The following is a 20,570-nucleotide window of genomic DNA, read 5'->3' on the forward strand; positions in this document are numbered from 1 at the left end:
GTCGCCGAGGCGATCACCGAGGTGCTGGCGGAGGCGGCGCGCTCCCCGCTCGGCCCGCTGCTCGCGGCGGCCGTCACGGCTGGGTGCGCGGGTCCTCGGTGGGGTCGGCGTAGGGCTGCGGGCAGCCTTCGCTCGTCGCCAGCGGGCGGAGTTCGAAGTGCCACGGCTCGTTCGCGTAGATCTGGCAGAGCCCGTGCTCGTCGCCGTGCCGGATCAACCAGTCGGCCGCGTCGTACGGCCCGATGTCCACCGCGTCCCCCGACACGTGCGCGGAGGACTCGGCGGTGGCGACCCAGCGGGCCGCCTCCTGCCGGGAACCGTGGGCGGTGATGGCCTCGCTCAGCAGCCGGTCCTGGTAGGCGGGGGACCGCCAGCCGCTGGTGACGTGGAACGGCAGCCCGTCGGCGGCGGCTTCGGCCGCTGCGGCGCGCAGCGCGTCCCGCAGGTCCTCGTCGAGCTTCGCGATCGCGGGCTCGGCGTCGTCGAACACCGACACCTCCCGGTCGTCGGCGATCGCACCGTCCGCGGCGGTGTATTCGCCGCGCAGCGCGGGGGAGGCGGCGACGGCCGCCGCGGTGCCGAGGACGCCGAGCAGCGCGACGGCGGAGACGGCGGTGATCCGGTTCCGGAACTGCGGTGTCGTGGTCATGCCTCCAGCGAAGACCTCGCGCTGTTGCCGCCGCGTATCCGTTTTCGCATACGCCCGCGATATGCCGGCCGAATAGGATCACCGCATGCGAGTGCTGATCGTCGAGGACGAGCGCTACCTGGCCGAGGCGATCCGGGACGGCCTGCGCTTGGAAGCGATCGCCGCCGACGTCGCCGGGGACGGCGACACCGCGCTGGAGCTGCTGCAGGTCAACTCCTACGACCTGGCGGTGCTCGACCGGGACGTCCCCGGCCCGTCCGGGGACGACGTGGCGCGGTGGATCGTCGACTCCGGCAGCGGGGTGCCGATCCTGATGCTCACGGCCGCGGATCGGTTGCACGACAAGGAATCCGGCTTCGAGCTCGGCGCCGACGACTACCTGACGAAACCGTTCGCGCTGCGCGAGCTGGTGCTGCGGCTGCGCGCGCTGGACCGCAGGCGGGTGCGGTCCCGGCCACCGGTGCGGGAGATCGCCGGGCTGCGGCTGGACCCGTTCCGGCGCGAGGTGTTCCGCGACGGCAGGCACGTCGCGCTCACCCGCAAGCAGTTCGCGGTGCTGGAGGTCCTCGTCGCCGCGGAGGGCGGCGTGGTCAGTGCGGAGGAACTGCTGGAGCGGGCGTGGGACGAGAACGCCGACCCGTTCACCAACGCGGTCCGCATCACCGTTTCCGCGCTGCGCAAACGACTCGGCGAACCGTGGCTGATCGCGACCGTCCCCGGGGTGGGCTACCGGATCGAGGCCGTGGCGGACGACCGTGGCTAGGCGCCCCGGGATGAGCGCCCGGCTCAAGTTGGCCCTGAGCTACGCCGGGTTCCTCGTGGTCGCGAACGCCCTGCTGCTCACCGTGGTGTGGGCGTTCCTGCTGCGGTACGTGCCGGAGCAGGTGAACACGGCCGGGGGTTTCGTGCCGGGGCGCGGGGACCTGGTGCGCGCGTTCGTCCCGAAGGCGGTGCTGGTGCTGCTGGCGGTGCTGGTGCTCGGGCTGGTCGGCGGCTGGTTCCTCGCCGGGCGGATGCTCGCGCCGCTGCACCGGATCGGCGCGGCGGCGCGGCTGGCGGCGGACGGGTCGCTGGCACACCGCATCGAACTGCCGGGCCCGCGGGACGAGTTCCGGGACCTCGCCGACGTCTTCGACACCATGCTGGCGCAGCTCGAAGCGCACACCGCGGAGCAGCGGCGGTTCGCCGCGAACGCCTCGCACGAGCTGCGCACCCCGCTGGCGATCTCGCGGACGCTGCTCGAAGTGGCGCGCCACGACCCGGAACCCGATGTGGACGCCCTCGTCACCCGGCTGCAGCAGGTCAACGGGCGCGCGGTGGAGCTGACCGAGGCGCTGCTGCTGCTCGGCCGCGCCGACCGGGGGTCGTTCACCCGCGAACCCGTCGACCTGTCGCTGCTGGTGGACGAGGCGGTCGAAACCCTGCTGCCGCTGGCCGAACGGCGCGGCGTCGAACTCGACGCGGGCGGGGACGCGGCGTGGGCGTCCGGTTCGGCGGCGCTGCTGCTGCGGATGGTGACGAACCTGGTGCAGAACGCGATCGTGCACAACCTGCCCGCGGGCGGGGTGGTGCGGGTGCGCACCGAAGCACGGCCGGAATCCGCGGTGCTGCTCGTCGAGAACACCGGGCCGGTGCTCGCGCCGGAGATGGTGGCGACGGTGACCGAGCCGTTCCAGCGCGGTGCGGAACGGGTGCGCGACGACGAGCACGCGGGCGTCGGGCTCGGCTTGGCGATCGTGCGCAGCGTCGTGCACGCGCACGGCGGCACCCTCGACCTGGAACCCCGCCCGGACGGAGGTCTCCGCGTCATCGCTGAACTTCCCGGGTGATCGCGGCCCGACCCCGCCACTCTTCAGCGGCGAAGCCGCTGAGTAGCCGACCACTCCAGCAACCGGCACCGCCGCGGGTTCTCAGCGCTTTCCTCGCGAGGACGGCGTTTTCTCCTGTGGCGGAGCCACCGGTGAAAACGATCCCGCAGCGAGGACAGCGCTGAGGTTCCGCCACCCCACCCTTCGCACGACGCCCCCCGGCGGGACCGGCATCACTCGTGGAGTTCCAGGAGGTCGAAGAGGCGCATCCGCCCCGGGGCGGTCGCCGCGCAGGTGAGGGGGCGGCCGGTGGGGACCCAGCGTTCGCGGAGCCGGACCGCGATGGCCGGGTCGGCGAGCGACACCCGCCAGCCGCCGTCGCCGTCGGGTTCGACGCCGACCGGGCGCAGCGCGTCCACGCCGGTGGCCCCGGTGGCGGCCCGCGCGTGGTGCTGCGCGGCCTGCACGGCGGGCGGCAGCGACGTGCGGCCGCGTACCCAGCGCGGGTCCAGCTCCCCGGCCGCGTAGTCGCGCACCACCCCGACCGCGTCCGGGCCGGGCAGGCCGCCGAGCGCGAAACCGTGCGGGAGCAGCACCACCGCGGGCGCGAACCGGCAGCCGCCGAGGTGGGTGCACTCCCAGGTGCTCCCCGGCGCGGACGCCGCGAGCGCCGCGGCCACCGGCCGGCCGCGCACCGCGCAGCAGGTGTCGTGCCTGCCGTGCGCGCACACCAGCGTGAGCGGTCCCGCCACGGGTTCGCCGGGCGCGTGCACGGCGGCGGGCAGCTCGGCGTCGGTGGTGAACTCGCCGCCCCGGACGGATTCCCGGCCCGGCCGGGAATCCACCCGGAACCAGCGGTGCCCGCGCCGCGGTCTCCGGCCCGGCCTGCGCACCAGCAGCACCCGCGCGCCGACCGCACCGGCCCAGGTGGTGAGCGCGTCCACGACGGCCGGGTCGATCCCGGACCCGGCGGGCGCGTGCCGCCCCCACGGCCCGGGGTGCTCGACGAGGAACCACTGCTGCGCGGGCGGGGCCGACCCCTCCAGCGGATCGCCCGCCGCTTCGGCGACGAAGGAGCAGCGCGGCCAGGGATGCCCGGTCACGTCAGGGCCGCGGGGACGAGCACGCCCTCCCGCAGCAGCCTGCGGACCAGCACCACCTGGTCGGATTCGTCCAGTCCGGGGAGTTCGCCGACCCGGAACGCGCCGCCGCCGAGCAGCGCGCGCAGCGCGTCGGCGGTGACCGAGGGCAGCGCGAGCCGCCGGTCCGGCAGTTCCAGCACCACCTCGTCGGCGCCGTCGACGATCTCGTGCCGCAGCCCGCCGCGCCGCCGCACCACGTCCCCGGCGGCCAGCCCGGCGGCGAACTCGGCGGTGGCGACCGGCCGCACCGGCTCGGGGCGCCCGCCGTTCCAGACCTTGCCGCGGACGCGGCGCGCGACGTCGTCGGCGGACACGTCCCGCAGCGCGCGGGTGAGCGCGTCGCGCACCGCGTCGAGGTGCGGGGCGAGCTCGCCGGGATCGGCGGCGTCGATGCCCAGCGGCAGCGAAGCGCGCAGCTCCGGGTCCCGCGCGCACAGCGCGGTCAGCGCCTCCACCAGCGCGAACCGGGTGAGCACGTGCACCCCGATCGTCAGGTGCGCGGACACGTCCCCCAGCGCGGTCGCCGCGTGCAGCCAGCCGCGCGGCAGGTACATCGCGTCGCCCGGTTCCAGCACCGCGTCGATGTCCGGTGCGTCGTCGCGGGCGCGGGCGGCGACGGCGCTGGCGTGCCCGTTCCACGGCTGGTCGCGCAGCGGGTCCGGGTGCACCGGCGCGTGCACCGTCCAGTGCTTGCGACCGGCGAGCTGCAGCACGAACACGTCGTGCACGTCGTAGTGCGCGGCGAACCCGCGGGAGGACGGCGGCGTCACGTACGCGTTGGCCTGCACCGGGTGCCCGAGTTCCGCGGCGAGCGCGGTGGTGAGGTCGACGACCCCGGACCAGGTGCGGTGCAACGCTTGCAGCACCACCGTGGCGCCCTCGGCGAACAGCGCGGCGACCCGGTCGTCGCGCACCTGGTCGCCGATCTCCGCGCCCACGCCGCCGGGCCCGGTGAACGAGCCGGAGTCGACGACCTCGCCCTGCTGGGCGAGGCGCAGGAACGGGGTGCGCAGCCCGCGCCGCGACAGCAGTTCGTCGACGCCGTCGAGGTCGAGCACGTCGCGGAACGAGTCCGGGTCGGCGCCGCGCCGCAGCAGCGGTTCGCGGCCCCAGTGCCGCCGGGCGAACGCGGCCACGTCCGGCCCGACGACGCGGGAGAGCGCCGCCGCGGGTGCGGCGGCGTCCTCCACGGGGCTGCTGACCTCAGCGGGCACCGCTGTCGGCTCCGCCGTCGGCGCCCCCGTCGTGCTGCCCGGGCGTGCCGCGGCCCGCCCCCGAATCGGCGGGTCCTTCGGCGGAACCGTCGGCGCCGCCGTCGTGCTGGCCCGGGGTGCCCCGCCCGGCACCGGAGTCGGCGGGTCCTTCGGCGCCCCCGTCGGCTCCGCCGTCCGCGCCGCCGTCGTGCTGGCCGGGCGTGCCGCGCCCGGCGCCCGAATCGGCCGGTCCTTCCGGTCCGCCGCTGCTCGAACTCCTGATGTCATCGTCGTCGAGAGCCACCTGAGCCTCCTCGGTCGTGCGCGGTCACCGCCAGTGCCCCTCCCGCTTACCCGGCGCGGGCGCGAAGTATGCGGTGCCGTCGCGGATCAGGGGACGCGGTGGCCGCGGAAGGTCACCGGCCTGCGGGTCCGGAAGCCGAGCCGCTCGTAGAGCGCGAGCGCCGCGGTGTTGCTGTCGGTGACGTGCAGGAAGGGCCGTTCGCCGCGCGCCCCGATGCGCCCGGTCAGCGCGCCGACCAGCCGGGCCGCGTGCCCGCGCCCGCGTGCTTCGGGAGCGGTGCACACGGCGCTGAGCTCCGTCCAGCCCGGCGGCCGGAGCCGTTCGCCCGCCATCGCGACCAGCACCCCGCCCTCGCGGACGCCCAGGTAGGTGCCGAGCTCGCGGGTGCGCGGCCAGAACGGCCCCGGCTCGGTGCGCGCGACCAGGTCGAGCATCGCGGGCACGTCCGCGGCGCCCAGCTCGACGATCTCGGGGCCGGGTTCGGCGCGCGGTGGCGTGGCCGGGCCGACCAGCTGCCGGGCTTCGAGCGCGAACACCGGTTCCCAGCCGGGCGGCGGCTCCGCTTCGGAGCTGAACATGTCGGCGAGCGCCCCGGAACCGAGCAGCCGCGCCAGGTCGTCCCACGCGGCGGGCCCGGGTTCGGTGAGCGCCGCGAACGTCGTCACCTCCGGCAGGTACGTCGCGGCCGCCCCGCACCACCGAGCCAGGTGCGCGTGCCGCCCGCCCAGCGAGGCCAGCACCGGCTCGTCCAGCACGTCATCCACCGCTCGCACCTCCCTCGTCGTCCTCCGGCTCAGCGCTGTTCCGCGGTGTGCCAGTAGCCGAACACGGCGCTCAGGTGGCTCGCCATGGCGGCGCGCGCCGCGTCGGCGTCGTGGGCGGTGATGGCGTCGACGATGGCCTGGTGCGAGTCGCAGGCCTCCCGGTGGGCGGCGCGCAGGACGAGGTTGTGCTCGCGCACCCGGATCAGCCCGCCGCGCAGCGAGGACAGCAGCAGGCTGAAGATCTCGTTGCCCGCCATGACGCTGACCAGCCGGTGGAACTCGAAGTCGGCGGCGACGGCGCGGGCCACGTCCTCGCCGCTGGCGCGCAGCTCGTCGTTGGCGGCGCTGAGCAGGCGGGCGGTCTCCGCGTCGCCGCGTTCGGCGGCGGCGCCCGCGGCGTGCACCTCGATGACCTCGCGGACCTCGTGGATGGAGCGGTAGTCGAGGTCGTTGTCCCGCAGGTACAGGAACAGCGTTTCCTGCGCGCGTTCCGGCGCGACCGCGGTGACGCGCAGCCCGCTGCCGCCGCGGGAGGCGATCAGGCCGCGGCCGGTCAGGTTGCTCATGGCCTCGCGCAGCGCGGTGCGGGAGACGCCGTACTCGGCGGCGAGGTCGCGTTCGGCGGGCAGCCGGTCGCCGGGCCGCAGCCGGCCGTCCAGGATGCGCCGCAGCAGCCCCGCCACCACCTCGTCCGAGCGGCGGATCTCGCCGGGTGCGGTGTCCTCGGCCACTGGTCGTGCTCCTTCCCGCGGATGTCGCGTGCTCGCCGATCCTAGAGATCGACGGGGGTATGGACATCGGGCACACCGGCTTGCTACAAAGCGGTCATACCAATTGGTCGACCAAGGAGGTTCCGGTGTTCGCCACCGCGCACGAGGCCACCCGTGGCTGAGCCGCCCACCCCCGCGGGTCCGATCGATCACGTCGCCCTGATCACCGGCGACGCCGACCGCACCGCCCGCTGGTACGTCGAGCACCTCGGCCTGCGCGTCGTCCACGACGAGTTCGTGGCCGCGGTCGGGGTCCGGCTCGTCTGGCTCTACCCGCAGGGCTGCGCGCCCGGAGGCACCGCCGCCGGGCTGCAGCTGCTCGAACCGCACCGCCCCGGACCGCCGCTGACCCACCTGCGGGAACGCGGCGAAGGACTGCACCACGTCTGCTTCGCCGTCGCCGACCTCGGCGCGGCGCTGCGCTCGGCGGGGCAGCCGGCGGAGGACGAGTTCACCGGGGGATACGGGCTGCCGTGCGCCTTCCTCGCCGAATCCGCGGGCGGGGAACTCGTCGAACTCGTCCAACGGCCGGCCTGACCCGCACGACCTTTCGCAACGTCGCAAAGGAATGGACAGCAGCATGGAACCGGACAACGCGCGCTCCCGCGCAGGTGCGCCGTGATCGGCGCGCAGGCCGCGGCGGCGGCACCGCTCACCGGGCACGACATCCGCCTCATGGTCGTGCTGCTCGGCGGCATCGTCTTCGTCGCGGTCGCCGTCAGCGCGCTCAAACTGCACCCGGTGCTGGCGCTGCTCAGCGGTGGGGTGCTGGTGGGCCTGGCCGCCGGGCTCGGCGTCACCGGCACCGTCGAAGGGCTCACCACCGGCATCGGCAAGACCCTCGGCGAGACGGGCGTGCTGATCGCGCTCGGCGCCATGTTCGGCGCGGTGCTGTCCGAATCCGGCGCCGCCGCGCGCATCGTGCAGACCCTGACCGGCGGGGTGGGCGTGCGGCGGCTGCCGTGGGTGGTGCTCGCCGCGTCCGTCCTCATCGGACTCCCGATGTTCTTCGAAGTCGGGTTCGTGACGCTGATCCCGGTGGTGCTGCTGCTCGCCCGGCGCACCGGCATCGAGCTCACGCTGCTCGCGTTCCCGCTGCTGGCCGGGCTGGACGCGGCGCAGTGCCTGCTGCCGCCGCACCCCGGCCCGGTCGGCGCGGCCGGGGCGCTCGGGTCGAGCATCGGACTGGTGCTGGTGCTCGGGCTGGTCGTCGCCGCACCCGCGGTGCTGCTCACCGGGCCGTGGCTCGGGCGGTTGATGCGGCGCTGGGTGCAGGCGCGCCCGCCCGCCGGACTGGAGCGGTTGTTCGCCGCCGACGGCGCCGACGTGCCGCGCCCGCCGGGACGCGCCCGCAGCTTCGCGGTGATCCTGCTGCCGGTGGTGCTCATGCTCGGCAAGGCCGCCACCGACCTGTTCTGGACCGACGGCACCGGGGCGCTGCACGCCGTGGTCGAGCTCGCCGGGGAACCCGCGGTCGCCCTGCTGATCTCGGTGCTGGTCGCGATCGTCGTGCTGGGTGGGCTGTCCGGCACCCCGCGCGAGGTGCGCGAGCGGTGGGTCGGCTCGTCGCTGGCGCCGATCGCCGGGATCACGTTCATCGTCGGCGCGGCGGGCGGGTTCAGCCGCGTCATCGTCGATTCCGGCACCGCGGACGCGGTGCTGGACCTGGCCGCCGGGGCCGGGGTGCCGACGCTGCTGCTGACCTTCGGGATCGCCGCGATCCTCGTCGCCGCGCTGGGTTCCGCCACGGTGGCGGGCGTGACGGCGGCGACGCTGGTGGCGCCGAGCGTCGGCGCGCTCGACCCGGTGCACCTCGCGCTGCTGGTGCTGGCCGCGGGTGCGGGATCCTCGTTCCTGCTGCACGTCAACAGCGCCGGTTTCTGGCTCAGCAAGGAGTACTTCGGCCTGACCGTCGGCCAGAACCTGCGGGTGTGGACGCTGAGCCACACCGTGCTGTCGGTGACCTCGATGGCCGGGGTGAGCCTGCTGTGGGTCCTGCTGTGAAGCACCGAATTCGCTGCTACCGAAGGGGAATCGCATGACCACCTACCGGATCGCCGTGCTCGGCGGCGACGGGATCGGACCCGAGACCACCGCCGAGGCGCTCAAGGTCGCCGAGGCCGCCGCCGAACTCGGCGGGCTGGGGCTGGACTTCGAGGAGCTCGACGCGAGCGCCGCGCGCTGGCAGCGCACCGGGGTCGTTATGCCCGACGAGCAGTACGCGGCCTGCGCCGCCGCGGACGCCATCTACATGGGCGCCATCGGCCTGCCCGAGGCGCGCCACCCGGACGGCCGCGAGGTCAACGGCGACGTCATCTTCCGGCTGCGCTTCGGCCTCGACCTGTACGCCGGCATCCGCCCGGTGCACTCGATCCCGGCGCTGCCGCAGCCGTTGACCCGCGGTGACGGCATCGACTACGTGGTGGTGCGGGAGAACGTCGAAGGCCTCTACGCCTCCCGCGAAGGCGGGACGAACGTGCGCGGCGAGGTCGCCACCGACACCATCGTGATCACCCGGCGGGGCACCCAGAAGGTGGTGCGCCAGGCCTTCGAGCTCGCCCGCTCCCGGCACGCCGCGAACCCGGCGCGCCCGGCGAAGGTGACCTGCGTGGACAAGGCGAACGTGCTGTCCAGCTACGCGTTCTTCCGCGAGGTCTTCGACTCGGTCGCCGACGGGTACCCGGACGTGCAGCGCGATTACGCCTACGTGGACGCGATGACGGCCTACCAGGTGCAGCGCCCGCAGTCGCTGGACGTGCTGGTCGCCGAGAACATGTTCGGCGACATCATCTCCGACCTCGCCGCCGCCACCGTCGGCGGTCTCGGGCTCTCCGGCAGCGGGGACGTCGGCGACGAGCACGGCCTGTTCCAGTCCTCGCACGGTTCCGCGCCGGACATCGCCGGGCAGGGGATCGCGAACCCGGTCGCCGCGGTGCTCTCGGCCGGGCTGATGCTCGACTGGCTGGGGCGCCGCCGCGAGGACCAGGGCGCCGTGCGGGCCGGTGCGCTGATCGAACGCGCCGTGGACGCGGCGCTGCAGAACCCGGCCGGGCGCACCCCCGACCTCGGCGGCACGGCCTCCACCGCGCAGGTCGGGGACGCGATCGTGCGGGAGCTGACGGGGTTGGAGTCCTGAAATGGCGATCTCGCAGGATCGGTTGCTCGCCGACGCCCCCGAACCGCGGGACGTCCCGGCCGCCGAGCTGACCGCGGCCGTCGCGGCCGGCCGCCGGGTGGTGGTGCTCGACGACGACCCGACCGGCACGCAGAGCATCCGGGACCTGCCGGTGCTCACCGGCTGGACCCGCGAGGACCTGGAGTGGGCGTTCGCGCAGGACACCCCGGGCTTCTTCGTGCTCACCAACACGCGCAGCCTCGCCCCGCCGGACGCGGCCCGGACCAACCGGGAGATCGCGCGCGCCGCCCTCGACGTCGCCCGGGAGCTCGGCGTCGACTGCGCCTTCGCCAGTCGCGGGGATTCGACGCTGCGCGGGCACTTCCCGCTGGAGACCGACGTCCTCGCCGCCGAGAGCGCGGCCGCCGGGGCGGACGTGGACGGTGTGCTGCTGGTGCCCGCCCTGATCGAACCCGGGCGGATCACGGTGGACGCGGTGCACTGGATGCGCACCGCGGACGGGATGGTGCCGGTCGGCGAGACGGAGTTCGCCCGCGACCGCACCTTCGGCTACCGCAGCTCCGACCTGCGGGACTGGGTCGAGGAGAAGACCGGCGGCCGGGTCCCGCGGGACTCGGTGGTGACCGTGCCGCTGGCCGAGCTGCGCACCGGCGGCCCGGAGGCCGTCGCCCGGATCCTCGGCGGCAGCACCGGGGGCCTGCCGGTCGTCGCCGACGCCGCCGCCGACGAGGACCTGCGGGTGCTCGTCGCCGGGCTGCTGCGCGCCGAAGCGGACGGCAAGCGGTTCGTCTACCGCACCGGGCCGTCGTTCGTGCGGGCGCGCACCGGCCAGCGCGCGCACCCGCCCGCGGACCCGGCGGACCTGCGCGCCACCGAGCCGGGCCCGGACGATCCGCGGGAGCGGTCGAGCCGCGGGCTGGTGGTCGTCGGTTCGCACGTCGGCCTCACCACTCGCCAGCTCGCCGCGCTGCACGCCGACGGCCGCACCACCGAGGCCGAGCTCGACGTCGCCCGGGTGCTCGACCCGGTGGCCTGCGCCGAGCACATCGCGCAGCTGACGGCCCGCGTCGTCGCGCTGCTGCGCGCCGGGGCCGCCGAGGACGTCGTGCTGCGCACCAGCCGCGAGCTGGTCGGCGGGCGCGATGCCGAGCACAGCCTGGAGATCGCCCGCACCGTCAGCGCCGCCCTGGTCGCGGTGGTGCGGTCGGTTCTTGCCGAGGTCCGGCCCGCGTTCGTGCTGGCGAAGGGCGGCATCACCTCCTCGGACGTGGCCACCGGTGGTCTCGGCATCCGCCGGGCGTGGTCCCGCGGCACGCTGTTGCCCGGCACCGCCTCGATCTGGGAACCGGTGTCCGGCCCGGCGACCGGCGTGCCCTACGGCGTGTTCGCCGGGAACGTCGGCGACGAGCACGGGCTGCGCGACGCGGTTCGCAGGCTCCGGGAAGCCGCGTGCTGAGCCGCGGGACCGGTGCGCTGCGCGCCGCCGCCGACGGCGGGTGGGCGCTCGGCGCGTTCGCCACCTACAACCTGGAGCAGGTGCAGGCCGTGGTGCGAGCGGGGGAGCGGACCGGGTCGCCGGTGCTGCTGCTGGCGGGAGCGAGCCACTTCCGGCACGCGGGCCGGTTGCTGGCGACCGTCGCGCTGACGGCCGCCGCGGACACCGGCGCGGAGGTCGGCGTCCACCTCGACCACGGGCGGGACCTGGCCGAACTGCGCTGGTGCGCCGAACTCGGCTACTCCTCGCTGATGTACGACGGTTCGCACGACCCGTACGAGGACAACGTGGCGGCGACCGCCGAAGCCGTCCGCATCGCCCACGACCACGGCGCCTGGCTGGAAGGGGAGCTGGGTGCGCTCGCCGGGGACGAGGACGTCTCCACCGGCGCGCGGTCCGCGGCGATGACCTCGCCGGAGCAGGCCGCGGACTTCGTCGGCCGCACCGGGGTGGACGCGCTGGCGGTCGCCGTCGGCAACGTGCACGGGTTCTCCCCGGACGCGCGGCTGGACCTGGACCGGCTGCGCGCCATCCGGTCCGCGGTGCCGGTGCCGCTGGTGCTGCACGGCGCGAGCGGGCTGCCCGCCGAGCAGATCCGGGGCGCCATCGACGCCGGCGTCGCGAAGATCAACGTGAACGCGGAGCTGCGCCGCGCCCACCTGGAAGCCGTCGCCGCGGCGTTGCCCGCGGCACTGCCCGGATCGGACGCGGTCGCCGTCTGGCGGGCCGGTCGGGACGCGGTGGAGGAACGGGCGGTGGCCGCGATCCGCTCCTTCGGGCCGCGGTGACCGGAACTCGCCGGGCGGGCGGGTGATCGGCCGTCGACGGCCGACACCCGTTCAGCCGCGCGGGGCTCCCGGGACGGCGAGCCGGTCGCCGTCGACGAGCGTGCCCGCCTGCTTGACGTGCCGGAGGAACGGCGAGACCTCCAGGTCCTGCACGCCCGGCAGCGCGCCGATGCGGTCGGTGGTGAACTCGAAGAGGTCGTCGAAGGTCCGGCAGTGCGCCACCGCGTGCAGGTTGTGCGGCCCGGACACGGCCGCGGCGAACCCGACCTCCGGTTCCCGCGCCAGCGCCCGCCCCACGTCCCTGACCGCCGACGGGTGCACCCGCAGCCACAGGTTCGCCCGCGCGTGCAGGCCCAGCGCGGCCGCCGCGATCTCCACGTCGACGTGCACGACCCGCCGCTCCACCAGCGCGTGCAGCCGGCGGGCCGCGCGTCCCGGGGTGAGGTCCGCGGCCGCCGCCAGCTCCACGAAACCGGCCCGGCCGTCCGCCGCCAGCGCGGCCAGCAGCCGTTCGTCCGAAGTGGACAACTCGACCGGATCCGCCGCACCGGCGCGGGTTTCCGCGAACGGGTTCCCCGTGGAGCCGAGCGCCGCCTCCTCCCGCCCGGTCAGCACCCCGCGCAGCGCCGCCCAGTAGTGCCCGCGGCCGCCGACGAACTGCCGCAGCATCGCCGCCGGGCGGATGTCGAGCACCGCCGCCGTGCTCGGGAGCCGGCGGCCCAGCAGGTCCTCGCGCTGTTCCCGGGTCCGGGACCGCACCGCGCAGGTCACCTCGGCACCGGCGGCGCCCAGCGCCACCCAGCTCACGTCGTCCCGCTTCGCGAGCGCCTCGGCGATCGCCGCCGCGCTGCCCGGGCGGCAGCGCAACCGCACCAGCCACCGGGTCTGCCCCAGCGCACCCGGATCGACGATGCCCGCCACGCGCAGCACGCCCTCGCTGCGCAGCCGGTGGTAGCGGCGGCGCACCGCCCCCTCCGAGGCGCCGAGCGCCGCCGCGATCGACGCGAACGAGGCGCGCGGGCCGATCTGCAGCGCGCGCAGCAGACGCACGTCTTCGGGGCTCATGTCGGCGGATTCGCTCACCACGGGTGCCGTCATGAGCGGAATCCTACGAATCCGGCCGTGGCGCGTGCCTGCGGGCCGAGCCGGGCGCAGGCTCGGCGGCATGGATTCACCACGAGACGGAGGACCGACCGCGCTCATCGCAGGCGCCTCCCGCGGCCTCGGATGCGCGCTGGCCGCCGAACTGCTCGACCGGGGGTGGCACGTCATCGGCACCGTCCGGGACACCACCGCCCGCACCCCGCTGCACGAACTCGCCGAGCGCTCCGACGGGCGGGTGCGGGTGGAACGGCTCGACGTCACCGAACCCGAGCGGCTGCCCGACCTGCACGACCGGCTCGCCGGGACCCGGCTCGACGTGCTGTTCGTCAACGCGGGCACCACCGACGACGGGCGCACCCCGATCGGCCGGGTCCGCACCGCCGACTTCGTCGACGTGATGGTGACGAACGCGCTCGGCCCCGCCCGGGTGCTCGACGCGCTCGCCGACCTCGTCGCCCCGGACGGGCTCGTCGGTGCGATGTCCTCCGGGCAGGGCAGCATCGCGAACGCCACCACCGGATCCCGCGAGCTGTACCGGGGCAGCAAGGCCGCCCTGAACATGTTCGTGCGCGGTCTCGCCGCCAGGGACCCGGCATCGCGGCGGGCGTTCCTGCTGCTCGCGCCCGGCTGGATCAGCACCGCGCTCGGCGGGCCCGACGCGCCCTACACCGTCGAGGAGAGCGCGCCGCTGCTGGTGGACGTGCTCCTGTCCAGATTGGGCGAACCGGGTATCGCCTACCTGGACCGCTTCGGGAAGACCGTGCCGTGGTGACCGGCGGGGGAACCGTGATCGCGGTCGAGGAGCACTGGGACCTGCCCGCCGCGACCGCCGCGCTGCGGGCGCGGCCCGCGGGCCTGCGCGACGACGCGCTGGCGCTGAGCGAGCACGGCGACCTCGCGGCGCGCCTGGAAGACCTCGGCGAGGCGCGGATCGCGGACATGGACGCGCGGGGCATCGACGTGCAGGTGCTGTCCCCGGCGAACCCGCCCGGCACCGGCGCGCTGCCCGCGGCGGCGGCCGTTCCGCTGTGCCGCGACGCGAACGACGTCGCCGCCGACGCGGTGCGCAGGCATCCCACCCGGTTCCGCGCCTTCGCGACGCTGCCCGTGGTCGCCCCCGCGGCCGCCGCCGCGGAACTGCGTCGCGCCGCGGGATCGGGTCTCGTCGGCGCGGTGGTGCACGGCCGTGCCGGGGACGTGCCGCTCGACGACCCGCGGCACGACGAGCTGTTCGCCACCGCCGAAGAACTGGGGCTGCCGCTGTTCCTGCACCCCGGGCCGCCCCCGCGCGACGTGCGCGCAGTCGCGTGCGCCGGGCTCGGGGACGCCGTCGGGCTCGGCCTGGCCACCTACGGGTGGGGTTGGCACGTGGACGCGGGGACCGCGGCGCTGCGGCTGGTGCTGCGCGGCACCTTCGACCGGTTCCCCGGGCTGCGGATCGTGCTCGGGCACTGGGGCGAGCTGCTGCCGTTCTGGCTCAGCCGCGCCGATGCGCTGTCCGCCGCGGCCGGACTGCCGCGACCGGTCTCCGAGTACGTCCGGGAGCACTTCCACCTCACCTGCTCCGGGATGCTCGAACCCGTGCTGCTGCGGCACGCCCTCGAAGTGACCACAGTGGACAAACTAGTGTTCTCCACCGACTACCCGTTCCAGCGGCCCACCGCCGCGCAGCTCGGGCTCTTCTTCGACGAGTTCACCGACGAGGAGGACCGGCACCGGTTCTGCGCGGGCAACGCGGCGGCGCTCCTCGGCCTCGGCGAGCTCGTCCAGCGGAACGCCTCGAAGGTGAGGGCCGTGACGGCGCCGTAGGCGAGGTGCGGGACCAGGTCCATCGCCCAGCTCTGCGCGGTCCACTCGCGCGGGTCGGTCACGCCGAGCACCGCCATCGGCGCGGTGCTGCCCGCGTTCGCCGCGAGGCCCGCGGCGACCGCCATCAGCGGCAGCGGCGCGCGCGGCCAGATCGCCCGAGCCCAGCCGTAGGCGGCGCCCACCCCCAGTCCGGCGCCGATGCCGAGCAGCGCGCCGATCCCGGAGCGGCGATTGCGCACCGCCGACTCACCGCCGGGCAACGCGCCCAGGTGGTGCTCGGCCTCCTGCACCGTCCGCTCCGGGCTGCTGCTGCTCGGCCGGGCGCGCACCGCCATGTCCAGGTAGGTCGTCGTGTTCAACGCGGTCGTCCCGGCCGCTCCGGCCAACGCGCCGCGAACCAGCTGGTGCACCACCGGAACCTCCTGCCGTGGCCGTGAATTCGTGCCGGCGGGGCGTTCCCGCCGCGGTATCGACCTCTGCGGCGGGCCCGCCCGCAGTGGAACCGCCGTCCGCGCGAGGACGACCACCCGGCCCCGCGGCGGTGCCGATGCCCCGCGCGGGTCAACTGTTCCGGTGCTGACGAGTACGGAGCCGCAGGCGCGACCGCCACCTCCCGACTGCCCGTGGCGGGGCATCGGCAAACGGTCGGTCAGAGCGCGGCGGCGACCCGGGCGGCGGCGCGTTCCAGGGCGAGCTGCGCGGACGGGGCGGGCGCGCCGGGCGTGCGCGGGCGGGGACCGAACAGCACGAGCGCCGCGGTCACCTGCCGGTCCTCGACCACCGGCACCGCGATCGCGCGGATCGACGGATCGGCCAGGCCGTCGCTGCGGGCCAGCCGGGCGCGCTCGATCGCCGGGCGTTCCCGCTCGAACGCGGCCACCGCCTCCGGGTCGTCCGCGGCCACCGCGCGCAGCACCGACGCGCGCTCGGCGTCCCCGGCGAACGCCAGCAGCAGCCGTCCGGCCGCGGTGCGCAGCGCGGGGCGCGGCCGGTGCTCGTCGGCGACGGCCTGCAGCCGCGCGGGCGCGCGCGGACCGGCGTGGTCCAGGTAGAGCACCTCGCCGCCCACCAGCACCGCCGATGCCACCGGGGCGCGAGCGAGGCGGCTCAGCTCCTCCAGCCGGTCGTGCTCGACGGGCGACGGTGGCCCCGACCCGGCGAGCAGCCCCAGCACCTGCAACCGCCTGCCCAGCACGTGGCCGCGGCCGACCAGACGCAGGTAGCCGCGGGCGCGCAGCTCGCGCAGCACGTCGGCCGCGGTGCTGCGGGGCAGGCCGAGGGACCGGGAGATCTCGGTGAGCGTCGGCGGCTCGGTCGAGCGCGCGACCAGGTCCAGGACCCGGTCCACGCGCTCCACGCCGCGGTGCGCATGGGCGTCCGGCACGCGGCCGAGGGTATCCGGATATCCGCAGCCGCTTCGGATATCCGCAGTCCACCGTCGCGTCGGCCCGCGGACCGCATCCTCGGACCATGACCTGGATGCAGCCCACCGCCATCGCGGACGACCTGGCGCGGACCTTGGCGGGCGGCGAGCCGCGCACCGCCTCCACCACCTCGATCACCGGCTCCGACCCGATCGGCCCCTCGGTGCACCGGCTCGCCGATTCCGCCGCGGCCGCGATCGTGGCGTTCGGGCGAGAGGTGGCCGCCGCCGACGAAGACCGCGGCGCGCCGCCGCAGCAGGTCACCACGACCGCGGCCGGCGCGTTCGACCAGCTGCGCGCGCCGTTCCTGGCGACCGTCAACGGGGTGCGGCCGCACCTGCTCAGCGACGACCCGGGACTGCTCGGGCTGAACGACTTCTACCCGGCGCGGAACGGCTGGACGTTCCTGCTCTCCACCTACCCGCACCTGCGCGAGGCGGTGTGCGCGGTGCTGGACTGCCCGCCGACCGCGGCCGCGATCACCGCCGCGACCCGGCGGTGGAGCGCGCTCGAACTGGAGGGAGCCGTCGTCCGCGCGGGCGGGGTCGCGGCCGCCGTCCGCACCGAGCAGGAGTGGCGCGCCCACCCGGTCGGCGCGCACCTGGCGGGTCGGCCCGTGGTGGAGGTGACCCGCATCGCCGACGCCGAGCCGCGCCCGCTGCCGCCGCGCCGGGACACCGCGGACTGGTCCCCGCTGGCCGGGCTGCGGGTGCTGGACGACACCCACGTGATCGCCGGGCCGGTCGCCGCGCGGCTGCTGGCCACGTTCGGCGCGGAGGTGCTGCACACCTCCCGGCCGGACCGGGGCGACTCGATCGGGATGCTGGCGCTCACCGGCGGCGGGAAGCGCAACGCGTACCTGGACCTGCGCGATCCCGGCCAGGCCGCCGCGTTCGACGCGCTGGCCGGCGAATCGGACGTGTTCGTCTCGGCCTACCGGGGACTGGAGCGCCGCGGTTTCGGTGCGGCGGAGCTCGCCGAACGGCATCCGGGGATCGTCGCCACCGAGGTGCACTGCTGGGGCCCGGACGGGCCGTGGGCCGCGCGCGGCGGGTTCGACCAGCTGGCGTGCGCCGCCACCGGTTTCGCGCTGGACGAGGGCGCGGTCCGGGACCTCGCCGCCGGGCGGGGCCCGAGCGGTGCGCCCGCGCTGCCGCCGACGCACCTGCTCAACGACTACCTCGCCGCCTACCTGGCGGCGGCGGGCATCGTGGCCGCGGTGCGCCGCCGGGCCGTCGAGGGCGGTTCGTGGCGGGTGCGGGTGAACCTCGCCCGGGTGTGCACCTGGGTGCGGGAGCTGGGCCGGTTCGACGCCGCGGACGTCGCCGTGCTGCCGCTGCCGGAGCCCGCGATCGGGCTGAGCACCCGCACCGGGCCGCTGGGCACCTCGGTGGAGCCCGCGAGCCCGCTCGGCTTCTCCGCGCACCCGACGCCGCAGGCCGGTCCCGCGACGCTGCTCGGCACCGCGGCGCCCGCCTTCACGGCCTGATCGTCCGGGTCACCGACCGGCGGTGATGCCGGTGAGCACGAAGTCCAGGCCGTCGAGGAACTGCCGCCGGTCGTCGTGGCCGCGCAGCTGGTCGGCGACCGCCCGCGCGAACGGGAAGTCGTCCGGGTCCAGCGCCTCCCAGGAGCTCGACACCGAGTCGAGGAACTCGTCCCGGTCCACCTCGTGGTCGGCGGCCACCGCGTTCGCCGCGTTCTGCCCGGCCGCGCCGAGCACGTAGTGCACCAGTGCCGAGGTCGCGGTGAACCAGCCGGATTCGGGGACGCCGAGCGCGCGCACCCGCCTGCCGAAGCTGTCGTAGATCCGCGGGGTGACGGCTCCGCGCGGATTCCGGGAGAGCTCCGCGGTCAGCTGCGCGGCGAGCCACGGGTGCTCGTCGATCGCGTCGAACAGCCCGAGCGAGACCTCCCGCACCTGCTCCCGTGGCGTGGCCGCGGTGGTGCCGGTGGCGAGAGCGGTGGTGACGACCGCCTCGGTGGCGGCGGCGAGCAGCGCGTCCTTGTTCGGCACGTGCCAGTAGATCGCGCCGGGCCCGGTGGCGAGGCGCTCGGTCAGGGCCTTGAACGTCAGCCCGCGCTCACCGGCGGAGTCCAGCAGCGTGACGGCGGTCTCGACGATGCGTTCCCTGGTGAGCCCGTCGGTGCGCCGCTGCGACCGCTGTTCCCGTGTGGCCATGCCGCCATCTTGACACATCTAGAATGTCGTTCCATATTGGAATGGCATTCCAGGTCGTTCGAGAGCCCGGAGGAACCGCCATGTGCCACCCCGTCACGATCATCGGAGCAGGACTCGGCGGCCTCGTGCTCGCCCGCGTGCTGCACGTCCACGACATCCCCGCCGTCGTCTGCGAAGCCGAACCGTCCCCGGACTCGCGGCCGCAGGGCGGCATGCTCGACATCCACGAGCACAACGGCCAGCCCGCGCTCGCCGCCGCCGGACTGCTCGACCGGTTCCGGGAGCTCGTGCTGCCCGGGCGCCAGGCCATGCGGCTGCTCGCCCAGGACGGCGCGGTGCTGCTCGACGAACCCGACGACGGCACCGGGGGGCGGCCCGAAGTGCAGCGCGGCGAACTGCGGCGGCTGCTGCTCGACTCGCTCCCGGCGGGCACCGTCCGCTGGGGGAGCAAGGTCACCGCCACCCGCGCCCTCGGCGACGGCCGCCACGAGGTCGAGTTCGCCGACGGCGGCGGCCTGACCACCGACCTGCTGGTCGGCGCGGACGGCGCCTGGTCGAAGGTGCGGCCGCTGCTGTCCGGCGCCGAACCCCGCTACACCGGCCGGTCCTTCGTCGAGACCTACCTCTACGACGCCGACACCCGGCACCCGGCGGCCGCCAAGGCCGTCGGCGGCGGAGCGATGCTGGCGCTCGCGCCCGGCAAGGGCGTCCAAGCCCACCGGGAGAAGGGCGACACCTTGCACACCTACGTGGCGCTGGAGCACCCGCGCGACTGGTTCGCCGCCATCGACTTCACCGACGCCGACGCGGCCGCGGCGCGCATCGCCGCCGAATTCCCCGGCTGGGCGCCGGAACTCACCGCGCTCATCACCGAATCCGACACCGCGCCCGTGCTGCGGCCGCTGCACGAACTGCCGATCGGGCACCGGTGGGAGCGGGTGCCCGGCGTGACGCTGCTCGGCGACGCCGCGCACCTCGCCGCCCCGAACGGGGAGGGCGCGAACCTGGCGATGCTCGACGGGGCCGAACTCGGCGCGGCCCTCGCCGCGCACCCCGGCGACGTCGAGACCGCGCTCGCCGAGCACGAGCGGGCCATGTTCGCCCGCGGCGCCGAAGCGGCCGCCGACGGAGCCGAGGCCTACCGGCTCATGTTCGGCCCCGACGCGCCGCACGCCATGGTCGCCTTCTTCGCCGCAGCAGGGCAGGAATGACCGCACCGTCCTAACCGGACGGTCGGGTGAGCGGGACCGGCCGGTAACCTTCGCGGCGTGGTGACCAAGCGGGACCCGGACCGCGAACCGACGCCGACCGAGCGGGTCCGGCGCGAGCAGCTGATCGACGTGACGATCGACCTCATCGCGGCGAACGGCCACCAGGGCACCTCCCTGGCCGGCATCGCAGCGGCCGCCGGGATCACCAAAGCCGCCGTGCTGTACCACTTCACCGCCAAGGACGCCCTGGTGCGAGCCGCGCACGAGACCGTGCTCGCCGCCCTCGACCGCGAGGTCGCCGCTGCCGTGGACGCTGCGGGCGCGGCCGACGGACCGGCCGCCTACGTCCGCGCCACCCTCGGCCACCTGCGGGACCACCCGCGGCACGCGCGGCTGGTCGTCGAAGCGGACGGCATCGGCGGCGCCGAACGCACCCCGCGCGAACGCTGGACCCCGCTCGCGGACATCGCCGCCGCGGCCGCCCGCGCCCGCGGCACCACTGTCGACGCCCGCACCGCCGCCATCGCGCTCGGCGGTGCCATCGACGCCATCCTCACCGAACGCCTGCACGCCCCCGACTACGACACCACCGAAGCGGCAGAGCAACTAGCAGGAATGATCCGAGCAGTCTTGGACTGCTGAGAAGGCTTGTCCTGCTCGTTTTGGCGGGGGAGTGGGTGGCGGAACCTCAGCTGCTTCCTCGCTGCGGGATCGTTTTCACCGGTGGCTCCGCCACAGGAGAAAACGCTGTCCTCGCGAGGAAACAGCTGAGAACCCGCGGCGGTGCGAGT

General features: G+C 75.5%; 21 protein-coding genes. 12 read left to right on the plus strand and 9 right to left on the minus strand.

What is annotated here, in order from left to right:
- Positions 1-73: 73 nt before the first annotated feature.
- Complete coding sequence (locus ABZ805_RS20925; RefSeq protein ID WP_358442754.1) at positions 74-649, minus strand: M15 family metallopeptidase; 576 nt, start codon at positions 647-649, stop codon at positions 74-76.
- Between the two features lie 85 nt (positions 650-734).
- Here ABZ805_RS20925 and ABZ805_RS20930 point away from each other — a divergent pair, with 85 nt between their 5' ends.
- Positions 735-1,412: a response regulator transcription factor gene (locus ABZ805_RS20930; RefSeq protein ID WP_358442757.1), complete on the plus strand. Its 678-nt coding sequence runs from the start codon at positions 735-737 to the stop codon at positions 1,410-1,412.
- A gap of 10 nt (positions 1,413-1,422) precedes the next feature.
- Positions 1,423-2,478, plus strand: a complete 1,056-nt coding sequence (locus ABZ805_RS20935; protein ID WP_358442760.1) for a HAMP domain-containing sensor histidine kinase — start codon at positions 1,423-1,425, stop codon at positions 2,476-2,478.
- 212 nt (positions 2,479-2,690) lie between these two features.
- Here ABZ805_RS20935 and ABZ805_RS20940 read toward each other — a convergent pair whose 3' ends face one another.
- From ABZ805_RS20940 to ABZ805_RS20960, 5 genes are all read right to left on the minus strand, one after another.
- Complete coding sequence (locus ABZ805_RS20940; protein WP_358442762.1) at positions 2,691-3,560, minus strand: sucrase ferredoxin; 870 nt, start codon at positions 3,558-3,560, stop codon at positions 2,691-2,693.
- Entirely contained in the window at positions 3,557-4,813 is a 1,257-nt protein-coding gene (locus tag ABZ805_RS20945) for a cupin domain-containing protein (protein ID WP_358442765.1), read from the minus strand. Before ABZ805_RS20945 ends, ABZ805_RS20940 begins: the two co-directional genes overlap by 4 nt.
- Positions 4,803-5,096, minus strand: a complete 294-nt coding sequence (locus ABZ805_RS20950; RefSeq protein ID WP_358442768.1) for a hypothetical protein — start codon at positions 5,094-5,096, stop codon at positions 4,803-4,805. Before ABZ805_RS20950 ends, ABZ805_RS20945 begins: the two co-directional genes overlap by 11 nt.
- Positions 5,097-5,182: 86 nt before the next feature.
- Complete coding sequence (locus ABZ805_RS20955; RefSeq protein WP_358442771.1) at positions 5,183-5,860, minus strand: GNAT family N-acetyltransferase; 678 nt, start codon at positions 5,858-5,860, stop codon at positions 5,183-5,185.
- A 29-nt stretch (positions 5,861-5,889) separates the two neighbouring features.
- Positions 5,890-6,591, minus strand: coding sequence for an FCD domain-containing protein (locus ABZ805_RS20960; RefSeq protein WP_358442774.1), 702 nt, complete (start codon positions 6,589-6,591; stop codon positions 5,890-5,892).
- A gap of 153 nt (positions 6,592-6,744) precedes the next feature.
- Between ABZ805_RS20960 and ABZ805_RS20965 the strand changes: the two genes are divergently transcribed.
- The 5 genes from ABZ805_RS20965 (at position 6,745) to ABZ805_RS20985 (ending at position 12,049) form a co-directional block, all read left to right on the plus strand.
- Positions 6,745-7,167, plus strand: coding sequence for a VOC family protein (locus ABZ805_RS20965; protein ID WP_358442776.1), 423 nt, complete (start codon positions 6,745-6,747; stop codon positions 7,165-7,167).
- Between the two features lie 81 nt (positions 7,168-7,248).
- A complete protein-coding gene (locus ABZ805_RS20970; protein ID WP_358442779.1) occupies positions 7,249-8,634 on the plus strand; it encodes a gluconate:H+ symporter in 1,386 nt (461 codons plus the stop codon).
- 34 nt (positions 8,635-8,668) lie between these two features.
- On the plus strand, positions 8,669-9,766 hold the full coding sequence (locus tag ABZ805_RS20975) for an isocitrate/isopropylmalate dehydrogenase family protein (RefSeq protein ID WP_358442782.1): 1,098 nt from the start codon (positions 8,669-8,671) through the stop codon (positions 9,764-9,766).
- 1 nt (position 9,767) lies between these two features.
- The gene (locus ABZ805_RS20980; protein ID WP_358442785.1) at positions 9,768-11,222 is read left to right on the plus strand and encodes a four-carbon acid sugar kinase family protein; all 1,455 of its coding nucleotides are present in this window, start codon (positions 9,768-9,770) and stop codon (positions 11,220-11,222) included.
- Positions 11,216-12,049, plus strand: coding sequence for a class II fructose-bisphosphate aldolase (locus ABZ805_RS20985; protein WP_358442788.1), 834 nt, complete (start codon positions 11,216-11,218; stop codon positions 12,047-12,049). Before ABZ805_RS20980 ends, ABZ805_RS20985 begins: the two co-directional genes overlap by 7 nt.
- 51 nt (positions 12,050-12,100) lie before the next feature.
- Here ABZ805_RS20985 and ABZ805_RS20990 read toward each other — a convergent pair whose 3' ends face one another.
- Positions 12,101-13,147 (minus strand): Lrp/AsnC family transcriptional regulator, encoded by a 1,047-nt coding sequence (locus ABZ805_RS20990; RefSeq protein ID WP_358442790.1) that lies wholly within the window; start codon positions 13,145-13,147, stop codon positions 12,101-12,103.
- 67 nt (positions 13,148-13,214) lie between these two features.
- On the opposite strand from ABZ805_RS20990, the gene ABZ805_RS20995 reads away from it, so the two are divergent.
- Complete coding sequence (locus ABZ805_RS20995) at positions 13,215-13,925, plus strand: SDR family NAD(P)-dependent oxidoreductase (protein WP_358442793.1); 711 nt, start codon at positions 13,215-13,217, stop codon at positions 13,923-13,925.
- Positions 13,922-14,962, plus strand: coding sequence for an amidohydrolase family protein (locus ABZ805_RS21000; protein ID WP_358442796.1), 1,041 nt, complete (start codon positions 13,922-13,924; stop codon positions 14,960-14,962). The genes ABZ805_RS20995 and ABZ805_RS21000 overlap by 4 nt, the downstream gene beginning before the upstream one ends.
- 649 nt (positions 14,963-15,611) lie before the next feature.
- Here the strand turns inward: ABZ805_RS21000 and ABZ805_RS21005 are convergent.
- The gene (locus ABZ805_RS21005) at positions 15,612-16,346 is read right to left on the minus strand and encodes a helix-turn-helix domain-containing protein (RefSeq protein WP_358442799.1); all 735 of its coding nucleotides are present in this window, start codon (positions 16,344-16,346) and stop codon (positions 15,612-15,614) included.
- 86 nt (positions 16,347-16,432) lie between these two features.
- Here ABZ805_RS21005 and ABZ805_RS21010 point away from each other — a divergent pair, with 86 nt between their 5' ends.
- Entirely contained in the window at positions 16,433-17,875 is a 1,443-nt protein-coding gene (locus ABZ805_RS21010; RefSeq protein WP_358442802.1) for a CoA transferase, read from the plus strand.
- 9 nt (positions 17,876-17,884) lie between these two features.
- Here ABZ805_RS21010 and ABZ805_RS21015 read toward each other — a convergent pair whose 3' ends face one another.
- The gene (locus tag ABZ805_RS21015) at positions 17,885-18,568 is read right to left on the minus strand and encodes a TetR/AcrR family transcriptional regulator (RefSeq protein WP_358442804.1); all 684 of its coding nucleotides are present in this window, start codon (positions 18,566-18,568) and stop codon (positions 17,885-17,887) included.
- An 80-nt stretch (positions 18,569-18,648) separates the two neighbouring features.
- Here ABZ805_RS21015 and ABZ805_RS21020 point away from each other — a divergent pair, with 80 nt between their 5' ends.
- Positions 18,649-19,779 (plus strand): NAD(P)/FAD-dependent oxidoreductase, encoded by a 1,131-nt coding sequence (locus tag ABZ805_RS21020; RefSeq protein WP_358442807.1) that lies wholly within the window; start codon positions 18,649-18,651, stop codon positions 19,777-19,779.
- A gap of 57 nt (positions 19,780-19,836) precedes the next feature.
- Positions 19,837-20,421: a TetR family transcriptional regulator gene (locus ABZ805_RS21025; RefSeq protein WP_358442809.1), complete on the plus strand. Its 585-nt coding sequence runs from the start codon at positions 19,837-19,839 to the stop codon at positions 20,419-20,421.
- The last annotated feature ends 149 nt before the right edge of the window (positions 20,422-20,570 follow it).

This window comes from Saccharopolyspora sp. NPDC047091, from assembly GCF_040643635.1.
Taxonomy (GTDB): domain Bacteria; phylum Actinomycetota; class Actinomycetes; order Mycobacteriales; family Pseudonocardiaceae; genus Saccharopolyspora_C.

Coding starts and splice junctions, on each gene's coding strand:
- ABZ805_RS20930 (WP_358442757.1), top strand. CDS start 735: ATGCGAGTGCTGATCGTCGAGGACGAGCGCTACCTGGCCGAGGCGATC.
- ABZ805_RS20995 (WP_358442793.1), top strand. CDS start 13,215: ATGGATTCACCACGAGACGGAGGACCGACCGCGCTCATCGCAGGCGCC.
- ABZ805_RS21020 (WP_358442807.1), top strand. CDS start 18,649: ATGTGCCACCCCGTCACGATCATCGGAGCAGGACTCGGCGGCCTCGTG.
- ABZ805_RS20980 (WP_358442785.1), top strand. CDS start 9,768: ATGGCGATCTCGCAGGATCGGTTGCTCGCCGACGCCCCCGAACCGCGG.
- ABZ805_RS21015 (WP_358442804.1), bottom strand. CDS start 18,568: ATGGCCACACGGGAACAGCGGTCGCAGCGGCGCACCGACGGGCTCACC.
- ABZ805_RS21010 (WP_358442802.1), top strand. CDS start 16,433: ATGACCTGGATGCAGCCCACCGCCATCGCGGACGACCTGGCGCGGACC.
- ABZ805_RS20925 (WP_358442754.1), bottom strand. CDS start 649: ATGACCACGACACCGCAGTTCCGGAACCGGATCACCGCCGTCTCCGCC.
- ABZ805_RS20975 (WP_358442782.1), top strand. CDS start 8,669: ATGACCACCTACCGGATCGCCGTGCTCGGCGGCGACGGGATCGGACCC.
- ABZ805_RS20990 (WP_358442790.1), bottom strand. CDS start 13,147: ATGACGGCACCCGTGGTGAGCGAATCCGCCGACATGAGCCCCGAAGAC.
- ABZ805_RS20935 (WP_358442760.1), top strand. CDS start 1,423: ATGAGCGCCCGGCTCAAGTTGGCCCTGAGCTACGCCGGGTTCCTCGTG.